Origin of the sequence: Parasphingorhabdus litoris DSM 22379 (assembly GCF_020906275.1) — a bacterium.
Lineage (GTDB): Bacteria > Pseudomonadota > Alphaproteobacteria > Sphingomonadales > Sphingomonadaceae > Parasphingorhabdus > Parasphingorhabdus litoris.
Window position 1 is genome coordinate 1,680,090 of the sequence record NZ_CP086727.1, and the last position, 18,242, is coordinate 1,698,331.

Annotated in this window: 18 protein-coding genes and 1 other RNA gene; 11 read left to right on the top strand and 8 right to left on the bottom strand. The window is 51.5% G+C overall.

The window, feature by feature from the left end:
- Positions 1-2: 2 nt before the first annotated feature.
- The 4 genes from rapZ to BS29_RS08175 are packed head-to-tail and all read right to left on the bottom strand — an operon-like array spanning position 3 to position 3,646.
- Positions 3-938: an RNase adapter RapZ gene (gene rapZ / locus BS29_RS08160; RefSeq protein ID WP_407673768.1), complete on the bottom strand. Its 936-nt coding sequence runs from the start codon at positions 936-938 to the stop codon at positions 3-5.
- Positions 935-1,381 carry an HPr kinase/phosphorylase gene (locus tag BS29_RS08165; protein ID WP_229956691.1) on the bottom strand — a complete coding sequence of 149 codons (447 nt, stop codon included), beginning with the start codon at positions 1,379-1,381 and terminating at the stop codon, positions 935-937. Before BS29_RS08165 ends, rapZ begins: the two co-directional genes overlap by 4 nt.
- The gene (locus BS29_RS08170; RefSeq protein ID WP_407673782.1) at positions 1,378-2,970 is read right to left on the bottom strand and encodes an ATP-binding protein; all 1,593 of its coding nucleotides are present in this window, start codon (positions 2,968-2,970) and stop codon (positions 1,378-1,380) included. Before BS29_RS08170 ends, BS29_RS08165 begins: the two co-directional genes overlap by 4 nt.
- Complete coding sequence (locus BS29_RS08175) at positions 2,942-3,646, bottom strand: response regulator transcription factor (protein WP_229956693.1); 705 nt, start codon at positions 3,644-3,646, stop codon at positions 2,942-2,944. Before BS29_RS08175 ends, BS29_RS08170 begins: the two co-directional genes overlap by 29 nt.
- A 269-nt stretch (positions 3,647-3,915) precedes the next feature.
- On the opposite strand from BS29_RS08175, the gene BS29_RS08180 reads away from it, so the two are divergent.
- Positions 3,916-5,511 carry a phosphoenolpyruvate carboxykinase gene (locus BS29_RS08180; RefSeq protein WP_229956694.1) on the top strand — a complete coding sequence of 532 codons (1,596 nt, stop codon included), beginning with the start codon at positions 3,916-3,918 and terminating at the stop codon, positions 5,509-5,511.
- 14 nt (positions 5,512-5,525) lie between these two features.
- Here BS29_RS08180 and BS29_RS08185 read toward each other — a convergent pair whose 3' ends face one another.
- The gene (locus BS29_RS08185) at positions 5,526-6,281 is read right to left on the bottom strand and encodes a hypothetical protein (RefSeq protein WP_229956695.1); all 756 of its coding nucleotides are present in this window, start codon (positions 6,279-6,281) and stop codon (positions 5,526-5,528) included.
- A gap of 173 nt (positions 6,282-6,454) precedes the next feature.
- Between BS29_RS08185 and BS29_RS08190 the strand changes: the two genes are divergently transcribed.
- Positions 6,455-6,667 (top strand): hypothetical protein, encoded by a 213-nt coding sequence (locus tag BS29_RS08190; RefSeq protein ID WP_229956696.1) that lies wholly within the window; start codon positions 6,455-6,457, stop codon positions 6,665-6,667.
- Between the two features lie 2 nt (positions 6,668-6,669).
- Here BS29_RS08190 and BS29_RS08195 read toward each other — a convergent pair whose 3' ends face one another.
- Positions 6,670-7,326, bottom strand: coding sequence for an alpha/beta hydrolase (locus BS29_RS08195; protein WP_109357125.1), 657 nt, complete (start codon positions 7,324-7,326; stop codon positions 6,670-6,672).
- Between the two features lie 145 nt (positions 7,327-7,471).
- Between BS29_RS08195 and BS29_RS08200 the strand changes: the two genes are divergently transcribed.
- From BS29_RS08200 to BS29_RS08240, 9 genes are all read left to right on the top strand, one after another.
- Positions 7,472-8,545 carry a cysteine desulfurase family protein gene (locus BS29_RS08200; RefSeq protein ID WP_229956697.1) on the top strand — a complete coding sequence of 358 codons (1,074 nt, stop codon included), beginning with the start codon at positions 7,472-7,474 and terminating at the stop codon, positions 8,543-8,545.
- Positions 8,546-8,549: 4 nt separating this feature from the next.
- Entirely contained in the window at positions 8,550-9,665 is a 1,116-nt protein-coding gene (locus BS29_RS08205; protein WP_229956698.1) for a cysteine desulfurase family protein, read from the top strand.
- Positions 9,662-10,003: a 2Fe-2S iron-sulfur cluster-binding protein gene (locus tag BS29_RS08210; protein WP_229956699.1), complete on the top strand. Its 342-nt coding sequence runs from the start codon at positions 9,662-9,664 to the stop codon at positions 10,001-10,003. Before BS29_RS08205 ends, BS29_RS08210 begins: the two co-directional genes overlap by 4 nt.
- Before the next feature lie 2 nt (positions 10,004-10,005).
- Positions 10,006-10,932, top strand: coding sequence for a class A beta-lactamase (gene bla / locus BS29_RS08215; protein ID WP_229956700.1), 927 nt, complete (start codon positions 10,006-10,008; stop codon positions 10,930-10,932).
- A 52-nt stretch (positions 10,933-10,984) separates the two neighbouring features.
- Positions 10,985-11,079: signal recognition particle sRNA small type (gene ffs, locus BS29_RS08220), an RNA gene on the top strand.
- 77 nt (positions 11,080-11,156) lie between these two features.
- Positions 11,157-12,959 carry a DNA polymerase III subunit gamma/tau gene (locus BS29_RS08225; protein ID WP_229956701.1) on the top strand — a complete coding sequence of 601 codons (1,803 nt, stop codon included), beginning with the start codon at positions 11,157-11,159 and terminating at the stop codon, positions 12,957-12,959.
- Entirely contained in the window at positions 12,956-13,291 is a 336-nt protein-coding gene (locus BS29_RS08230; protein ID WP_229956702.1) for a YbaB/EbfC family nucleoid-associated protein, read from the top strand. Before BS29_RS08225 ends, BS29_RS08230 begins: the two co-directional genes overlap by 4 nt.
- Before the next feature lie 107 nt (positions 13,292-13,398).
- Positions 13,399-15,837, top strand: coding sequence for an endopeptidase La (gene lon / locus BS29_RS08235; RefSeq protein WP_229956703.1), 2,439 nt, complete (start codon positions 13,399-13,401; stop codon positions 15,835-15,837).
- A 240-nt stretch (positions 15,838-16,077) separates the two neighbouring features.
- The gene (locus BS29_RS08240; protein ID WP_074205352.1) at positions 16,078-16,353 is read left to right on the top strand and encodes an HU family DNA-binding protein; all 276 of its coding nucleotides are present in this window, start codon (positions 16,078-16,080) and stop codon (positions 16,351-16,353) included.
- Positions 16,354-16,692: 339 nt separating this feature from the next.
- Here BS29_RS08240 and BS29_RS08245 read toward each other — a convergent pair whose 3' ends face one another.
- Together BS29_RS08245 and BS29_RS08250 are read right to left on the bottom strand one after the other, a co-directional pair.
- Positions 16,693-17,040 carry a DoxX family protein gene (locus tag BS29_RS08245; protein WP_229956704.1) on the bottom strand — a complete coding sequence of 116 codons (348 nt, stop codon included), beginning with the start codon at positions 17,038-17,040 and terminating at the stop codon, positions 16,693-16,695.
- 86 nt (positions 17,041-17,126) lie between these two features.
- Positions 17,127-18,209 (bottom strand): hypothetical protein, encoded by a 1,083-nt coding sequence (locus BS29_RS08250; protein WP_229956705.1) that lies wholly within the window; start codon positions 18,207-18,209, stop codon positions 17,127-17,129.
- Positions 18,210-18,242: the final 33 nt, after the last annotated feature.

Below are 18,242 nucleotides of genomic sequence, written 5' to 3' on the forward strand. Positions count from 1 at the left end.
GATTAAATATCCTTATTCCCGTTCAAATTCTGCATGTTTTCCAGCGCTTCCATTGGCCTTGACGCCAGATTGCGATGGAGGACAGTGGTCGAAAATCCTTGCTCATGCAAGCTTTTGCGAAGGGCTTCTGCAACATGTACCGATCTGTGACGCCCACCGGTACAGCCAATGCCGATATTCACATAGGCTTTTCCCGCCTTGATATATTTTGGCAAAAGAAACGCGAGCATATCTTCAAACTTCTCCATCGCTTCAGCATAAGCGGGGTCTTTGGAGATATAATCACCAACAGGCTTGTCTAAGCCTGTCATTAATTTCAGCTCGGGGTCCCAAAACGGGTTAGATAAAAATCTGACATCGAACAGCAGGTCAATATTATTGGGCAGGCCCCGGGAAAAACCAAAGCTGGTTATCGTGACAGTCGTGATCTTCGTATCCTGCAGCGTGAATTGCTCGCGAATTTGGTTTTGCAGATCATTGGCTGTCAAACCACTGGTATCGAGAACATGATCCGCCCAACGCCGAAAAGGTTCGAGTTGACTGCGTTCCAGCGCGATACCGTCCTTGGCAGGGCGGTCCAGTGCCAATGGATGGCGCCGGCGCGTTTCGGAATAGCGTCGTTCCAGCTCATCGCCAGCACAATCCAGATAGAGTGTCGATATCTGGTAATTGTCGTTCTGCTGCAGGTTTTTCACACGGTTGATCAATTTATCTGGGTCAAAACCCCGGGTTCGACTGTCAAAGCCAAGGGCCAGCGGCGGATCTACATCATCACGTGAACTGGACGGCGGCGTGTTCAGCAGGCCTTCGACGAGACGGATCGGAAAATTATCGACTGTCTCCCAGCCAATATCCTCGAGCGTTTTCAGAACTGTCGTTTTTCCAGCACCAGAGAGGCCCGTGACCAAAAGAACATGTTTAGTGTTCGCCATGCTCAATCGTCCTGCGTTTCCTGCAAAAGGCGTTGCAGCGCCTTTTCGACCTTAATTGGTGCGCTAGCTTCAGCAGGATTGATCGTGATCGTAGGTATGGCCATGGTCATGATCGTCTCTAGTTGATTGTCCAAGGGAAAGCGTTCGGTCTTTGATTTGAGTATCACTTGCAGCCTTAAAGGGATATTTGACACATGTTTACAGTCAAAAATGCCCAAAGACCGAATTTCGATTTTTCCGGCGATCTTTGCCGGCGCGTTTAAGCGTATCTGGTTACCATCATCGTGCAATTCAACATAGTCATCGCTGATCAGCGTTGCTCCGCGATCGATCAGACGCAGAGCAAGATCAGATTTTCCCGCTCCGGATGGGCCAGAAAGCATGATGCCAGCAGCTTGAATTGCCACACAGCTGGCATGACGCGTTTCACCAGGATTGCTGTGGGTCATGTGGCTGGTGCCTTCGGTAGACGGATCTCGAAACAGGCACCTTTTTGACCATCTGGCCGGTCGATGGATTTGATGGTGCCTTCATGCCCCTCGATAATTGTCTTGGCAATGGCAAGGCCGAGGCCACTATGCTTGCCGAAAGCTTCCCCCGCCGGACGATCGGAGTGGAAGCGTTTGAATATATTCTGACGCTGCTCTTCGGCAATGCCTGGGCCGGTATCGGAAATTTGGATCACGACTTCACCGGCATCTGGCGTCGCGAGAATCTCGATCAGTCCATCTTCTGGAGAAAATGAAACCGCATTATCGAGAATATTGCTGAATACGCGCTCCAATCGGTCATCATCGCCCATTATTGTGGCGACACCCCTGCCAGGGCGAGCAAAGGCGATTTTCACGCTTTCATTGGTATCTCGTTGCTCTCGGGCAGCGAGCAATTGGTCGAGCATCTGGCCTATATCGACTTTCTCAAATTTCGTTCTGGCAAGCTCGGCATCGACACGGGACGCTTCGGAAATATCATTGATCAGCCGGTCAATTCGGCGAACGTCATCATTGGCAACATCCAATAATTGTTTTCGCAGTTCCGGATCATCAACCCGGTCGAGACCTTCCAGCGCGGAACGCAAGGATGCCAGGGGGTTTTTGATTTCATGACTGACATCAGCGGCAAAAGCTTCTGTTGCATCGATCCGATAGCGCAGGGCGCCGCTCATGTCAGCGAGTGCGCGCGCGAGTTGACCAATTTCATCGCGCCGATCCGGCATGCGTGGAACGGTGATTTCTGGTGCACGGCCCAGCCGGACGCGCACTGCCGCGCGCGCAAGTTTTCTGATCGGGCGAACAATCGTGCGGGCGAGAAATAGAGAAAGAAGAACCGAGACCAACGCGGTTAGAAATATCACCAGCACGACATTGGATCGCTCTGCACGAACAATTCGGGTAATGTCCCGCGCATTGCTAGTCAGGAGCAGACGGTGATTGCCACTGGGAACATGGGCGGCTGCAATGATGACAGGCGTGCGATCCGGAGCATAACGGACAGCGCTGTTTGGTTCCTGATCGGCAGACAGCAATTCCAGCTCTGGCCAAGCCGAAACCTGATCAATTTCTGGTTCCGCAAAGGCCGTAATTGGCGCACTGAGCACGATAAATTCTATCGATTGATCGAGCGTTCGTGCGACGTCTTTTTGCCAAGGTTGCGCTTCGGGATCTCTAAAACGATAGGTCGGTTCTGCGAGATCAAAACTATCTACAATTTTTGCACCACTATCGTCATAAAGCCGCAATCTGCTTTCCAGGTCAGTGGCAAATTTCGTGATTAGATCTTCGCGATTTTCCGGCGTCTGGCGATCGAGGGCATCGCTGATAATCTTGGTTTGAAGGCGCGCCTGGCTCAGCCGTTCATGGGTAAGCTCATCCCGGTAGTTATCCAGATAGAACAGGCTGCCCGCCAGCAAAGCAATGGCAAGGATATTGACCGCCAGAATGCGCGTCGTCAGCGATAGCCGTGCGGACCATCGCAGTGACAGCTCAGGATCGTCGATACTGGCTGTTGGTTTATTCGTTGTAGCGATAACCAGCCCCATAGAGCGTATCAATGGCATCGAAATCAGCGTCAACTTCACGGAACTTTCGGCGGAGGCGCTTAATATGGCTGTCGATTGTCCGATCATCAACATAGACGTCATCTTGATAAGCCGCGTCCATCAACTGATTGCGGCTTTTGACTACACCGGGGCGATTGGCGAGGGTCTCCAGAATCATGAATTCGGTCACGGTCAATGTCACGTTTTCGCCATTCCATTTGACGAGGTGCCGTGCTGGATCCATTTCCAGTCCGCCACGCACCAGAGGCTCTAATCCCTCAGCATTGGCGTCTTCATCCGATAATTTGACCAGTTCAGCCCGGCGCAAAATTGATTTTACACGCGCAATGAGCAGGCGCTGTGAGAAGGGTTTCTTGATATAATCATCCGCTCCCATGGCCAGGCCCAGCGCTTCATCAAGCTCTTCATCCTTGGAGGTCAGAAAAATAACCGGTAGATTGCTCTTTTCTCGTACCCGGCGGAGCAACTCCAAACCGTCCATTTTGGGCATCTTGATATCGAAAATGCCGAGATCCGGCGGGTTGTCCAAAATCGCCTGAAGCGCCGCCTCACTGTCAGAATAGACCCGCGTTACAAAGCCTTCCGCCTGCATCGCGATCGATACAGAAGTCAAAATATTTCGGTCATCATCAACAAGAGCAATATTGGCAGCCATCTAATGCGTTCATCCCGTTGTCATTTGCAGAGCTCAACAATTTGTTGCGTTTGACGGACTAATTCAAGCGTCGCCGTAGCACAAGGACGCATGTGTCAAATGACAGGCTTTCGAAATGACCATCGTTGTCATTTTTCCCATAACGAAACATGCGGTTTCGCTGGCTAATCTGGTAATTTGACCGACTCGTTTTCGTAAGTTAAGCGCCTCCTCAAACTTGCCGAATCCGGCAATCATCCATTCCTGTTTCAAGCCATAGGGGAATAATCGTGCCACAAGTTTCGTCCGTAACTTTAAATGATCAAGGCTTTGCCACATCGGCAGAGCAGCATTGGAACCTGGGCGCCCCTGCATTGGTCGAAGCGGCCGTGTCACGCGGCGAAGGCCATATCGCAAAAGACGGTCCACTGGTTGTCGAAACTGGCAAGCATACGGGGCGTTCTGCCAACGATAAATTTATCGTTCGTGATGGCGAAACCGAAGACAGCGTTTGGTGGGGTAAAACCAATGTGGCAATGACGCCCGAGCATTTTGCAGCGCTGAAGGAAGATTTCCTGGCCGCCGTCGCGGACAAAGAAACACTTTTTGTCCAGGATCTCTTTGGCGGTTCGCAGCCAGAACACCGCGTGAATGTGCGGGTGATCAATGAACTTGCGTGGCATAACCTGTTCATCCGGACCATGCTTGTCCGTCCAACCAGTGATGAACTGGCCGGATTTACTCCAGAATATACCATCATAGATTTACCGAGCTTTAGAGCTGATCCAGAGCGTCATGGAACGCGCAGTGAAACGGTCATTGCCGTAAACCTGACCGAGAAGCTCATATTGATCGGTGGTACCGCTTATGCTGGCGAGATGAAAAAATCCGTTTTTGGATTGCTCAACTATCTGTTGCCGCTCGACTCGGTCATGCCGATGCACTGTTCCGCAAATATGGGACCAGAAGGCGATACAGCGATTTTCTTTGGCTTGTCAGGAACCGGCAAGACGACTTTGTCCGCCGATGCGAGCCGTACGTTGATTGGTGATGATGAGCATGGTTGGTCCGATACGGCAGTATTTAATTTTGAAGGCGGCTGTTACGCCAAGATGATCCGTCTGTCAGAAGAAGCCGAGCCGGAAATCTACGCGACCACGCGCCGTTTTGGTACGGTCCTGGAAAATGTCGTGATGGATCCCGAAACGCGAGAGCTGGATCTGGATGACAACAGCAAGGCGGAAAATACCCGCGGCGCTTATCCCATCGATTACATCCCCAACACGTCAGAAAAAAATATGGGGCCGGTGCCCAAAAACATCATCATGCTGACGGCTGATGCTTTTGGTGTGTTGCCTCCGATTTCACGTTTGACGCCCGAGCAGGCAATGTATCATTTCCTTTCTGGCTATACCGCTAAGGTGGCTGGCACCGAAATTGGCGTGACTGAGCCGGAAGCTACTTTTTCAACCTGTTTCGGCGCACCATTCATGCCGCGTCATCCATCTGTTTACGGCAATCTGCTGAAAGAGCGTATCGCCAAAGGCGGTGTGCGGTGCTGGCTCGTGAACACCGGTTGGACTGGCGGCAAATATGGCGAAGGAAACCGTATGCCGATCAAGGCAACCCGGGCTTTGCTAAATGCAGCACTGGATGGCAGCCTGAACGACGGTGAATTTCGTATCGACGACAATTTCGGTTTTGAAGTGCCGGTATCTGTGCCTCGCGTAGACAGCGCGATCCTTGATCCGCGTTCAACCTGGTCAGATGCAGCGGCTTATGACGAAACCGCCCAGAAGCTGGTCAAATTGTTCATCGATAATTTCGAGCAATTTGCAGAGCATGTTGATCAGAATGTTCGCGAAGCGGCACCAACTGCGGCTTAAACAAACGACACATTCTATTCCAGTTGTCGCGGCTTGCCCGCGACAACCATGACATCGACAATAGTCTGATCTGCATTGGGGGTGAAGGATAGGGTCTCGCCCGAGGCAAACCCTTCCGCTTCTGTTGGCGTGTCTATCTTGCCATTGGTTGCAATATCATGCGCAATCCGGACCAATCGCTTAATGACCTGGTTTTGCGGATAATCTGCAGGCGCGTTAAGTCTGACTTCCTGACCACTGAAGTAGGAAAGCCCGAAAGTCTGAAATCTGCCTTTTGAATCTTCGGAAATGGCGATCTGAACCAGCACCGGAAATGGGCCGCCTTCTGAATATTGACTGGTCGCTTCAACAAAATAGTCAAAACCAACATGGAGCCTGGCGGGTTGCCAGACTATACTGGTCGCATCGAGTGTCTGGCCGATCAGTCGCGCCAATTTCAGAAAATTGCGATTGACGGTCGTGTCATGTTTCGCACCGGCCATGTGATCGCTGAGGCTTATCCCAATAGCAGGTGCCGGGCATTCAGGGGCATGGCAGAAAATATGATCGAGCTTTTGGGCGGAAAAATGCCGAAACGCATCTTGCGCCAAATGCTGCGTCAGCGTGAAGCTCATGCCACCCATTACCGCTTCAATGATGTTCAGATCAGAATATTTCTCAACATTGAGGGTAATTTGTGTCGCCAGTTCTTTGGGCAATGCCAGCTGGGACAGCCGGAATTCCGCCGTTTCCGGAATCATAATGAGCAAAGGTGGTTCGTTTTGCACCATTAGTGTCTGTCTTCTTACCCCCGTAACGCCATATGTTCTTTTTATGTTCCATATAGCATATATCCACATCTCTATAGAGTGGCATGGCCATATAGGTCCACAATGAACCGAAAGTGATCATTGCTTGATATCGGTAATTTATCTCGGCATTATTGGCCGAAAGGAGCGGAATATTGGCTAATTGGGTGCTGTCTATATTAATGTTGGCTGGCTTTGGATTGATGGCTGGCGGCATTTATTTGATCCGAAAAGGAATCAATAAAAAGCAGGGCGTACTCATGTTGATCGCCTCAGCCGTCATGTTTGCCAATGTGGGAATCTGGACAATACCAACCGCTGACTCCTCTCCGGAATCAGGCAATGATTTTCCAAATAAGCCGAATTAGACCTATTTGATCGGCGAATCTGGCGCCAGGCGCATGTCGAGATAATTGTCGACCGATCCCATCAGCAATTCCATTTCATTTTCATAAAAATGGTTTGCCCGGGGAATTTCATCATGATGGATGGTGATATGTTTTTGTGTCCGCAATTTGTCGACCAGCTTTTGCACAGCGCTTGGTGTAACCACTTCATCATTCACACCCTGGATGATGATCCCGGATGAGGGGCAGGGGGCAAGGAAGTTGAAATCATACATATTGGCCGGAGGAGATACGGAGATAAAACCGCGTACTTCGGGCCGGCGCATCAAAAGCTGCATGCCGATCCAGGCACCAAAGCTATAGCCGGCAATCCAGGTTGTCTGTGCTTCGGGGTGGATGCTTTGTACCCAGTCCAGCGCCGAAGCTGCATCGGAAAGTTCGCCAATGCCATTGTCAAACGTGCCTTGTGATCGACCAACCCCGCGGAAATTAAACCGCAATGTTGCAAAACCGCGATTCACAAATGTTTTGTACATTGCCTGCGTGATGCGGTCGTTCATCGTGCCACCTGCTTGTGGGTGGGGGTGAAGGATCATTGCAACCGGTGCGCGATCGCGCGGTCCTGGGCTAAAACGGCCTTCGAGGCGACCTTCTGGTCCGGTAAAAATTACGTCAGGCATGGCTTTTTCAATTCTATGATCAAGATTACAATTTCTATGGCATCAAAAGGCAGATTAGCTTTTGCGCTAAATGAAGCGTCTATATAGAGAGAGTGAAATATTCCGCAACTCAATCCCGCAATTGTCAGAGGGTTTTACGAACTAAATGTCCGAACAGAAGCGCATCTATCTGGACTATGCCGCGACAACGCCAATGCTTGACGTTGCCCGGGAAGCCTGTCTGGAGGGATTCGCGCACTGGGCCAACCCATCATCACCCCATGCGGATGGGCGAGCCGCAGGTTCAATGCTCGAAAATGCTCGGAAGCGCTTCAAAGCGGCATTGGACTGGGATGGTGAGGTTATTTTTACCAGCGGTGCTAGCGAAGCGATTGCGATCGCGCTGAAGCAAACCAAAGCCGAGCAGCAATATGTGTCGCCGGTTGAACATGATGTGGTGCTTCGCTTCTCCGAAGGAGCGACGTCCATCCCGGTTGATCTGAATGGTCTTGTGGTGCCCATGCGGCTGAACCACATGCTGAAGAGCGCAGAAGAACAAGCCTTGGTGGTCGTGCAATCGGTCAACAATGAAACCGGCGTGATGCAGGATATGCAAGCATTAGCCAAAGTCGCGCGGGATCGAGGAGCGATTTTTGTGGCGGATTGTTCGCAGTCAGCCGGGAAAATGCCCTTGCCGGACGCGGACATGATCATCATAGCCGGTCATAAATTTGGTGGACCGCCTGGTGTTGGCGCTTTGTTGATCAAAGATTTGAACCTGCTCCACGCGCATGGAGGTCAGGAACAGGGCTATCGTTCCGGTACGCAAAATCTACCCTATATCATGGCCATGGTCGCGGCATTAGAGGCGCCAGCCAATTGGGCTGGTCGGGCCACAGAATTACGTGAGCATCTCGATAATGCGATCAAGACGGAAGGCGGCGCGATCATTGCCGAAAACGCAGCGCGCATCGCGACCATTGGCAGCTATCATATGCCCGGCGTTGCTGCGAACACGCAGTTGATCAAATTCGATATGGCGGGTTTTTCAGTTTCAGCCGGCAGCGCCTGTTCATCGGGAACCTTGAAGCCAAGCCATGTTCTCGAAGCGATGGGAATTGACGAAGCAATGGCGCGAGAAGTTATTCGCGTCAGCATCGGCCGCGATACGACCCGCGCTGAGATTTACGATTTTATTGAACAGTGGAAGTCGATTTTCCACGCTTCGCGCAAAGCCTGACCCGATGAATAAAGCCATTATTTATCTGGACAATCAAGCAACGACGCCGCTGGCGCCTGAAGTATTTGAGGCCATGGTTCCCTGGTTACGCGACAATTTCGGCAATCCACACAGCGCTCACGCGTTGGGACGCAAGGCAGCAGCTGTCATTGAAGTAGCCAGGGAAAATATATTGGCAATGCTGCCAGCAAGCGGTGATCTGCTATTTACGGGTAGTGCGACAGAAGCGATCAATCTAGGCTTTGGCACCGTACGTGCATTGCAAGAGGCCGGACGGAACAAGATCATTGTGCTGGACAGCGAACATGCCGCCGTGCGCGATACGGCTTTGTCTTATGAAGCGCATGGCTTCACGGTTGAAAGACATCCCCTCGGTGCGGACGGTATTGTGTCGCTAGAGCAATTGGGTGCGTCCATTGACGAGAATACAGCGCTAGTCGCGGCAATGCTGGTCAACAATGAAATTGGTGTCATTCAACCAGTCGAAGCAATCGCAGCGCTGGCGCATGAATACGGTGCCCTGATGCTGTGCGATGTCGTCCAGGGCTACGGCCGTGTTGATATACCGGACAATATCGACATGGCTGCGATTTCTGCACACAAGATATATGGCGCTAAAGGCATAGGCGCTTTGTGGGTCCGCAAGGGGATTGATCTGCCGCCCATGATTCATGGCGGCGGGCAAGAACGGGGTATTCGTTCCGGAACTTTGTCACCGGCCCTTTGTGCTGGCTTTGGTCAGGCGGCTGCGCTTTGTTTGGAACGCAAAGAGATCGATGCAGCTCATATTCAGGAACTAGCCGATAAGGCGCATAGCTGTTTTTCAGACTGGACCATCAACGGGTCAATGGATCAACGCTATATGGGCAATCTCAATATCAGAAGAGACGGTATCGATGTGGCGCGCCTGATGTCCGATGTACGCGGCGTCGCTTTCTCCGCCGGATCGGCCTGTGCCAGCGGGTCTGGCAGACCTAGCCATGTTTTGTCAGCATTGGATCTTGAACCGGCACAGATCAAATCGTCAATCCGACTGGGCTTTGGTCGATATAACAGTCTTGATGATGTTGAAGTGGCAGCAAAACTTATCAATGAAGCGGTCGAGGCACAGCTTGCATGAGCGATATCAAAGTAAATTTCATCAGCGCCGACGGCGAACAGACCGCAACGGCGACAGCATCCGAAGGGGATGACCTGCTCACCATCGCACAGATTAATGACCAGCCGCTTGAAGGCACATGCGAAGGGCAAATGGCCTGTTCGACCTGCCATGTGATCGTTGCTGCGGAAGATTTCGACAAACTGCCAGAAGCGACCGAGATGGAGGAGGATATGCTCGATCTTGCCGCCGGCGCGCGCAGGACCAGCCGCTTGGCTTGTCAGATTACACTGACGCCGGACCTGGATGGCCTGACGGTTCATATCCCGGCCGAAAGCCGTAACATGCAAGGAGTCTGACCATGATAAATCGGCGGAACTTCGTTACAGGCTCTTCGCTGTTAACGGTCACTGCGGCTTCGCCCAATGCTTTGTCCGCACAAGAGCCTGCGGTATTAAAATATCAAGACGCGGCTGCAAAACGGGAGCTGACAAAGCTAGAGAAGCGCATAGGTGGCCGTCTTGGCGTGGCGTTGACAAACGCGCAGGGCGGCATTGCTCTGGCTCACCGTGGTGATGAACGCTTTGCGATGTGTTCTACGTTCAAGGCACCGCTTGCATTTGCCCTGTTTGACGCTGCTGACAAGGGGCAGGTTGACATGAAGAAAAGCTTCGCGGTGACGGAGGGGGATCTGGTTCCTTATGCGCCGTTTGTCGAACAACAGTTAGCGGCAAAGAAAATGGTGACGCTGGAACAATTAGCCAAAGCGACGGTCAAATCGAGTGATAACGCTGCGGCAAATCTGATCTTAAAAGCCATTGGCGGCCCGGAAGCCTTTACGGATTTTGTCCGTCGCCGTGGGGATACGATCACCCGTCTGGATCGCATTGAACCGTTTCTGAATGAAAACAAGGTTGGCGATCCACGCGATACGACCAGTCCGATAGCCTTTGCGCAGCTAATGCATGGTTTGATGAGTGGAAAGTCACGAGCGCCAAACTGGGCCATAGTGTATGACGCAATGGCATCGAGCAAAACCGGCCTTGGTCGTATCCGCCTGGGTCTTCCCTATGGCTGGCCGGTAGGCAATAAGACGGGAACAGCGGGAGATGGTCTGGCCTACAATGATGTCGCGATATTTTGGCCATCATTTGCGGGTTATGAAGGCGATCAGCCGCGATCTTTGGCGGTTTATACGGACCGCCCGACTGCGTCGGCTGCTGTTGTGGAACGTACGATTGCCGACGTTGCGAAAATTGCGGCCTGGGTAGCACCGCGCCGGAATTGACCATAAACGCAAAACTGACTTGAAACCGCTGGCAAAGCTCGCCATATGCGCAGCGGGAGTCGGGTGGACGTAGTGTTCGCCAACCCGGTCAGATCCGGAAGGAAGCAGCCGTAACGATTTTTCTACGGGTCGCCCGGCTCCTACTCACAAAATATGCACAGGCTTTTATCGATCACCATGGTTTAGCCTTCGACAAGCTGGCGGCGAGCGCCTAAACTCATCTCATGTCCGATTCACCCGACATATTTGCCGCTGGCGGCGTCGAAGCGCCACTTGATCCTGCGCCTGCTGCTGCGCAGCCTTACCGCGTGCTTGCGCGCAAATATCGGCCATCCAGCTTTGCCGAGCTGATCGGGCAGGATGCCATGGTGCAAACGCTCGGGAACGCGATCAAGCGCGATCGTCTGGCTCATGCGTTTCTGATGACCGGCGTGCGCGGGGTCGGCAAGACATCCACGGCCCGTTTGATTGCCAAAGCGCTGAATTGCATTGGTGAAGACGGGCAGGGCGGACCGACCATTGATCCTTGCGGGAAATGCGAACCATGCCGCTCTATCGCTGAGGGCAGCTTCATCGACGTTATCGAAATGGATGCCGCGAGTCATACCGGTGTCGATGATGTCCGCGAGATTATTGAGGCTGTGCGCTATTCCTCGGTTTCTGCACGTTACAAGATATATATTATCGACGAAGTCCACATGCTGTCGAAAAACGCCTTCAATGCGCTTTTGAAAACGCTGGAAGAGCCGCCGGCCCATGTGAAATTCATCTTTGCGACGACGGAAGTGAATAAAGTACCAATTACGGTGCTTTCCCGGTGTCAGCGCTTTGATCTGAAGCGTATTACACCCGATTTGTTGGTTCAAAACTTCCGAATGATCTGTGAGAAGGAAGGAGTAGAGGCAGACGATGATGCGCTGAACCTCATCGCTCAGGCTGCTGAAGGTTCGGCGCGCGATGGCCAATCGATACTTGACCAGGCGATTGCCCATGCGGATATGGACGGCGGAGGTGGCGTTAAAGCTGGTCAAATCCGCGAAATGCTGGGCCTGTCAGATCGTGGAGCAGTCCGCAGACTCTTTGGATTGCTGCTGGAAGCGGATTCTCAGGCGCTGCTTGATGCGATTGATGAACAATATAGCGTGGGCGTAGAGCCTCTGTCACTTATGAATGGGCTGTTGTCGCTTTGCCATCAGGTGACTTTGTACAAGGTCGGGCGGGCCAATGACCCGACATTGTCAGATGAAGCCAAAGCGCAGATCAGTAGATGGTCAGAGCAATTATCCTTCCCGGTTCTTCACCGGTTATGGCAACTTCTTCTGAAAGGCTTTGAAGAAGTACAACAAGCGCATATTCCGCGGGAAGCCTGCGATATGGCGCTTTTGCGTGTGTTGTGCGCAGCCGACATGCCGGATCCTGGCGAGCTGGCAAAAATGGTTCAGCAAGGCACGTCTCAAGAGACTCCGGTTACAAACTCCACTCCGGTCGAGACTGTACCTCAACCTATTACAGCGCCCGTTCAAGAAGCGCTCCCAGCTCCAGCACCACCTGTACCGGTGCCTGATATGTTGGTTCAAAAACCAGAAGCGGAATATGTTGAGCCTCAGCAGCACGACGCCAAAAACGGGCTGCCACAGGATTTTCAGGGTGTGATCGACATTATTGGCCGAATTTCACCGGTTTTGGAAAGCATATTAATTGCTGATATGAGAATTGTGAGCTTTTCGGCACCAAATATCATATATCAATCAGCACGCCCCATTGCGTCTGCCGATTTGAGAAAAATTGCGGATGCACTGAAAGAGAATACGGGAACAGCCTGGACTATAGAAGAGGGGCAAGGCGATGCGAAACCGAGCATTTCGGAACAGGCACAGCTTGATCAGGAAGCCGCAACGCAGGCCATATTGGATACACCGCTCGTAAAGGCCGCTTTTGAAGCCTTTCCTGATGCGGAACTACTGGAAAATGAAACGGATCAGGTTGCTGCTGAATCCCGTTCTGAATCAAGGAGCTCGCAAGCATGAAATCTATGGAAGAAATGATCAAAGCCGCGCAGGAAGCTGCGCAGACCGTGCAAACACAGATGGAGGAAGCCCAGTCGAAGCTCGACAGCATTGAGGTCGAGGGCAAGTCCGGTGGCGGCCTTGTTTCCGTCAAAGCAACCGCGAAAGGCCGAATATTGGGTGTCAGCATCGATGAAAGCCTTATTAAAGCTGATGAAAAAGGCATTTTGGAAGATCTGGTCGCCGCAGCGTTTAACGACGCCCGTGATAAGGCGGACGCGGTAAGCAACGAAGAAATGAGCAAAATGACAGGCGGCATGGGCTTGCCAGCGGGCTTTAAGCTACCCTTTTAGCGGTATTGAACATTTTTTGCTGCGATGTTTTATTGCGGTTGAAGTCAATTCAGAGCGCCCCATATAGGCTGTTAGGCGCCAAATTTGCGCCATAGTTTGGAGTATCAATGTCCCAGTCCGAGTCCACATCTGCCACCAACCCAGAAGCGAAATCGCTGCCTTTGCTGCCGCTGCGTGATATTGTGGTTTTTCCCAATATGATCGTGCCGCTTTTCGTCGGACGCGACAAATCTGTGGTGGCTTTGGAAAAGGCCATGGACAGCAACAAGGAAATTTTCCTCGTGGCGCAGCTGGATCCCGCTGAAGATGATCCGGTTCGCGATCAGCTTTATGATCTAGGTGTGGTTGCGACGGTGCTGCAGCTGTTAAAGCTGCCCGATGGCACAGTACGAGTACTTGTTGAAGGCAAGCAACGCGCGAAGCATTTGACTTTGGACGAACAAGATGACGGTTTTGTGCTGGCGACCGTAGATCTGATCGAAGAAAAATCGGTTGAGGGGCCAGAGGCGGCCGCGTTGATGCGCTCTGTTGTTGAGCAGTTTGAGAATTACTCCAAACTCAATAAAAAAATGCCGGCCGAAACGGTCGTGCAACTGGGCGAGATTGAGGAAGCATCGCGTCTCGCCGACGCCGTAGCAGCCAATATCAATGTGAAAGTGGCTGACAAGCAAAGCCTGTTAATCGAAAGCGATCCAGTCAAGCGATTGGAAATGGCCTTTGCCTTCATGGAAGGTGAACTTGGCGTTCTGCAAGTCGAAAAGAAAATCCGCGGACGCGTCAAGCGCCAGATGGAGAAAACCCAGCGCGAATATTATCTGAATGAACAGATGAAGGCGATTCAGCGCGAGCTGGGAGACGGCGAAGACGGTGAGGGCGACGAAATGTCGGCGCTGGGTAAAAAAATTGAGGAGATGAAGCTCTCCAAAGAAGCCAAGACCAAAGCCAATGCCGAATATAAGAAGCTCAAGGGCATGCAGCCCATGTCGGCGGAAGCGACGGTTGTACGCAACTATCTCGACGTCTTGTTGGGGCTGCCCTGGGGCAAGAAATCCCGCTTAAAGAAGGACATCAAGCAAGCCGAAAAGGTACTTGATGATGATCACTTCGCGCTGGAGAAAGTGAAAGAGCGGATTATCGAATATCTCGCGGTTCAGGCGCGGACCAACAAGCTGAAAGGCCCAATTTTATGCCTCGTTGGCCCACCCGGTGTTGGTAAAACCTCGCTGGGCCGGTCGATTGCGCGGGCAACCGGGCGGGAATTCGTACGGCAGTCGCTTGGCGGCGTACGCGATGAAGCGGAAATCCGCGGTCATCGCCGGACCTATATCGGTTCGCTGCCCGGCAAGATTGTGTCCAATCTGAAAAAAGCCGGCACATCCAATCCGTTGTTCCTACTCGACGAGATTGACAAGCTTGGTCAGGATTTCAGGGGTGACCCGGCATCGGCGCTATTGGAAGTGCTGGACCCTGAGCAAAATGATAAGTTCCAGGATCATTATCTGGAAATAGATATAGATTTGTCGGACATCATGTTTGTCACGACCGCTAACTCCCTGAATCTTCCGCAACCGTTGCTCGACCGGATGGAGATCATCCGGCTTGAAGGCTATACGGAAGACGAAAAGGTGGAAATCGCCAAACGCCATTTGATCGACAAACAAATTGATGCGCATGGCCTGAAAAAGGGCGAATTTGCGCTACAAGAAGACGCTTTGCGTGACCTGATCCGCTATTATACGCGCGAAGCTGGTGTGCGGACGTTGGAACGCGAAATTGCCAAGCTGGCCCGTAAAGCGCTTCGCCGGATCCTTGAAGGTGAGTATGAAAGCGTTGAAATTACGCCAGAAACGCTCTCTGAATATGCCGGGGTGCGCAAATATCGCCACGGTGTTGGTGAAGAAGAGAACCAGGTAGGCGCTGTAACCGGTTTGGCCTGGACCGAAGTGGGCGGTGAACTGCTGACTATTGAATCAGTGACGGTGTCCGGCAAGGGCCAGATCAAGACAACTGGTAAACTGGGCGAAGTAATGACTGAGTCGGTTCAAGCCGCTCTGTCATTCGTGAAGGCTCGCGCGCCATCTTATGGCATCAAACCGAGCATTTTTGGTCGTAAGGATATTCATATCCACTTGCCGGAAGGTGCCGTCCCGAAAGATGGTCCTTCGGCGGGTGTTGGACTGGTAACCGCTATTGTCTCCACGTTGACGGGTATTGCTGTTCGCCGGGATGTTGCGATGACTGGCGAAGTGACATTGCGCGGACGTGTTCTGCCTATTGGTGGCTTGAAAGAGAAGCTTCTTGCCGCTTTGCGTGGGGGCATCACGACGGTTTTAATCCCTGCAGAAAACGAGAAGGATCTGGTCGAAATTCCGGACAACATCACATCTTCGCTGAAAATCATACCGGTCAAGCATGTGGATGAGGTGCTCGCTGAGGCGCTCGCGGAAAAGGTTGAACCAATCGAGTGGAGTGATGCCGACGAGCTGGCCAGCCATGCCACGGCTCCTGTTGCGGATGAAGCAGGCTCTTCTGCAGCAAGGCATTAATCGCAATTATCCGCGAGTCGCAGCCGGCAACTATTGCTAACGCCAACGCGATTCACGCGGAAACACCGGTGGTTGAAGTTCTGAATCGTAACAAATTTAACCGTTTGGCATAAATATTACATCTTTGACCCAGAATTTGGCGGTTTTCCTTTGACTCAAAGGGGTAATTTGTTCTTACTGCGCTCAGACAAAGCCGCGATTCAATCAAGAGTTGCTTTTAGAGAAGGGGGGATACCCAATATGAATAAACAGGATCTTATCAGTAGCGTTGCAGATCACAGTGGTCTCAGCAAAAGCGATGCCGGCAAAGCCGTTGACGCAGTTTTCGATTCCATCACAGGTTCACTGAAGAGCGGAAATGAAGTCCGTCTCGTCGGTTTTGGAACATTTTCTACATCAAAGCGTAAAGCTTCTACAGGCCGTAACCCACGCACGGGTGAGCCAATGCAGATTCCTGCATCTACACAAGCAAAATTCAAAGCCGGCAAGGGCTTGAAGGACGCCGTTAATAAATAAATAAATCGGGGGAGTGTTTAAAGCGCTTCCCCTTTTTTTCGCGCTTTGTTTGAAAAAATTCAGGCGGGTTCCTCAGGAGCTCGCCTTTTTTCATGGGGTTTCGAGTTTAAGCGATTGCTTTACGTTGGAGATATTGCAGGCCTCTGTTTGCTTTGATCTTGCTCAATGGGATGGCGAGAGCTTCTAAGGCCTGGAGAAACGCAATCCTTAACTATCCCTTTCATTGTCATGGTTTCTGCCAAAGTCCACTATTTCCCGAAAGTGGACGTTAGAATTGACATGTTTGAACGATGGCATCTGCTAAGTGAAAGCGTCCCTTTTAAAAGCCAATCGCATTCATCAAGGTAACGACGACATGCGACTGGTATACGAAACGCCGAGCACAATGAAGATGAGCAGGTTGATGATATTTAAGATTACCGGGTCGCCATGTGCATGATGAGCGATGATCGCAGTCAAAAGGAATAGTGTAATTCCCGCATAGGCCCATTCTTTCATTGGATCCGGTGTAAAGGGTAATAGAATTACGATCCCGGCAGCAATTTTTAGGATGGCCAGTTCGATACGGAAGAAATCGGGGAAACCCAAATCGCGGATGCCCGCCATCGTTGGCTGATGAAACAGATAGGATGCAGAACTAGCAAAGAGATACAGGCTGATTAGAGATGTAGAAGTCCAGTAAATCATGACTTACCCTCCCTATTCGTTTCTTTGGGTTATTCGGGCAACGTACCAAGGTTCAAACTATCCCGTTAGCAGACTTTCAATCAGTCTCATTGCACCTTCCTCTTCTTATTGCATTTTCTGATCTCAAATCGGTGCATGTCTTTTTTGAACCCTTGAGTAAGCTGAGCGAAACGGACCTTCCTCATGTTCGGATTGCTGGGTAGATTGAAATGGTCATAGCTAACATCAAAATCCTGATCTTCTAAAATATAGTATAGATTGATGCTTCTGTGTTTGTAGTCCTGCAATGTCCGATCGTTTCTTATTCTCGCTAACTCACCACGCCTAAGGTATATTTGGACGTTAGCTCGCTGTTGAGGAAAGTCGATTATGTTGATTCCAGGCTTCAACATATTCCATCCCCAAGTTCGAAATTTTGTCACGTTTTCGGAGTGGGTTTCCACAGCATATGCGACCGGGATGGGCTTCTTGCATGTATTCTCGATACTTACCTTACGGATGATGGGCCTGTTGTCTGTGCGAACGATGGTTTTTTTGCCGCCTCTTAGAACTCTTTCTAATCCGTTATCTGGAGCAGGTGCAGAACTAGGTCTCTGCCTTACGGGCGGCGGAGGCGGCGCAGGTGTCTGTGCTTCCCATTGTTCAGCATTTGACCGGTCTGTCGAGTAAGCACTGCTTGAACAATATTGATATTGCTGAGTACAGTAACCCGGCGATTTACAGCCTCCCTGACGGGCTGGACAAGCCTTTTGCAGTTCAGCACGGCTTGGCCTTCGGCCGCATGCCTTTAGGACAGCCTCTTTTTTCGCACGGTCCGCATTGATTGTTCTTTGTAGTTGATTGGCTCCGGGGTGGCTGCGTGTTTTGGGTAGAGTCTGGATTCGGCGGCTTTCGCAGCGTTTGTAACGATTGACGACGTTCGCCCTGCACTGTTGGGTTAGTCTATCTTCGTAATCATAGTTGGATTTACAACGGCTGGCACTGATGAGGCAGGCTTCGCGATCAATCCTGCATTGGTTTTCCGCCTCACCGACTGTTTGGAGAAGCATCACTGGGATCGCAACATTGGACGCTTTGGTGGAGTTTCCCGACGATGAGGCAGGAAACAAGCTGAAACCTAGGGCGATGATGGCAGCAAGAGGTCCACCAAATCTAGTTCCGAAGTGCATTCCGATCCCCCCTTCCGCGGATCTAGCACAATT

What these genes read in the sequence shown, in the direction of transcription:
- BS29_RS08165 (WP_229956691.1), bottom strand. Translation starts at nt 1,381, where the DNA reads ATGACCCACAGCAATCCTGGTGAAACGCGTCATGCCAGCTGTGTGGCA.
- BS29_RS08170 (WP_407673782.1), bottom strand. Translation starts at nt 2,970, where the DNA reads ATGGGGCTGGTTATCGCTACAACGAATAAACCAACAGCCAGTATCGAC.
- BS29_RS08175 (WP_229956693.1), bottom strand. Translation starts at nt 3,646, where the DNA reads ATGGCTGCCAATATTGCTCTTGTTGATGATGACCGAAATATTTTGACT.
- BS29_RS08185 (WP_229956695.1), bottom strand. Translation starts at nt 6,281, where the DNA reads ATGGTGCAAAACGAACCACCTTTGCTCATTATGATTCCGGAAACGGCG.
- BS29_RS08195 (WP_109357125.1), bottom strand. Translation starts at nt 7,326, where the DNA reads ATGCCTGACGTAATTTTTACCGGACCAGAAGGTCGCCTCGAAGGCCGT.
- BS29_RS08200 (WP_229956697.1), top strand. Translation starts at nt 7,472, where the DNA reads ATGTCCGAACAGAAGCGCATCTATCTGGACTATGCCGCGACAACGCCA.
- BS29_RS08205 (WP_229956698.1), top strand. Translation starts at nt 8,550, where the DNA reads ATGAATAAAGCCATTATTTATCTGGACAATCAAGCAACGACGCCGCTG.
- BS29_RS08210 (WP_229956699.1), top strand. Translation starts at nt 9,662, where the DNA reads ATGAGCGATATCAAAGTAAATTTCATCAGCGCCGACGGCGAACAGACC.
- bla (WP_229956700.1), top strand. Translation starts at nt 10,006, where the DNA reads ATGATAAATCGGCGGAACTTCGTTACAGGCTCTTCGCTGTTAACGGTC.
- BS29_RS08225 (WP_229956701.1), top strand. Translation starts at nt 11,157, where the DNA reads ATGTCCGATTCACCCGACATATTTGCCGCTGGCGGCGTCGAAGCGCCA.
- BS29_RS08230 (WP_229956702.1), top strand. Translation starts at nt 12,956, where the DNA reads ATGAAATCTATGGAAGAAATGATCAAAGCCGCGCAGGAAGCTGCGCAG.
- lon (WP_229956703.1), top strand. Translation starts at nt 13,399, where the DNA reads ATGTCCCAGTCCGAGTCCACATCTGCCACCAACCCAGAAGCGAAATCG.
- BS29_RS08240 (WP_074205352.1), top strand. Translation starts at nt 16,078, where the DNA reads ATGAATAAACAGGATCTTATCAGTAGCGTTGCAGATCACAGTGGTCTC.
- BS29_RS08245 (WP_229956704.1), bottom strand. Translation starts at nt 17,040, where the DNA reads ATGATTTACTGGACTTCTACATCTCTAATCAGCCTGTATCTCTTTGCT.
- BS29_RS08250 (WP_229956705.1), bottom strand. Translation starts at nt 18,209, where the DNA reads ATGCACTTCGGAACTAGATTTGGTGGACCTCTTGCTGCCATCATCGCC.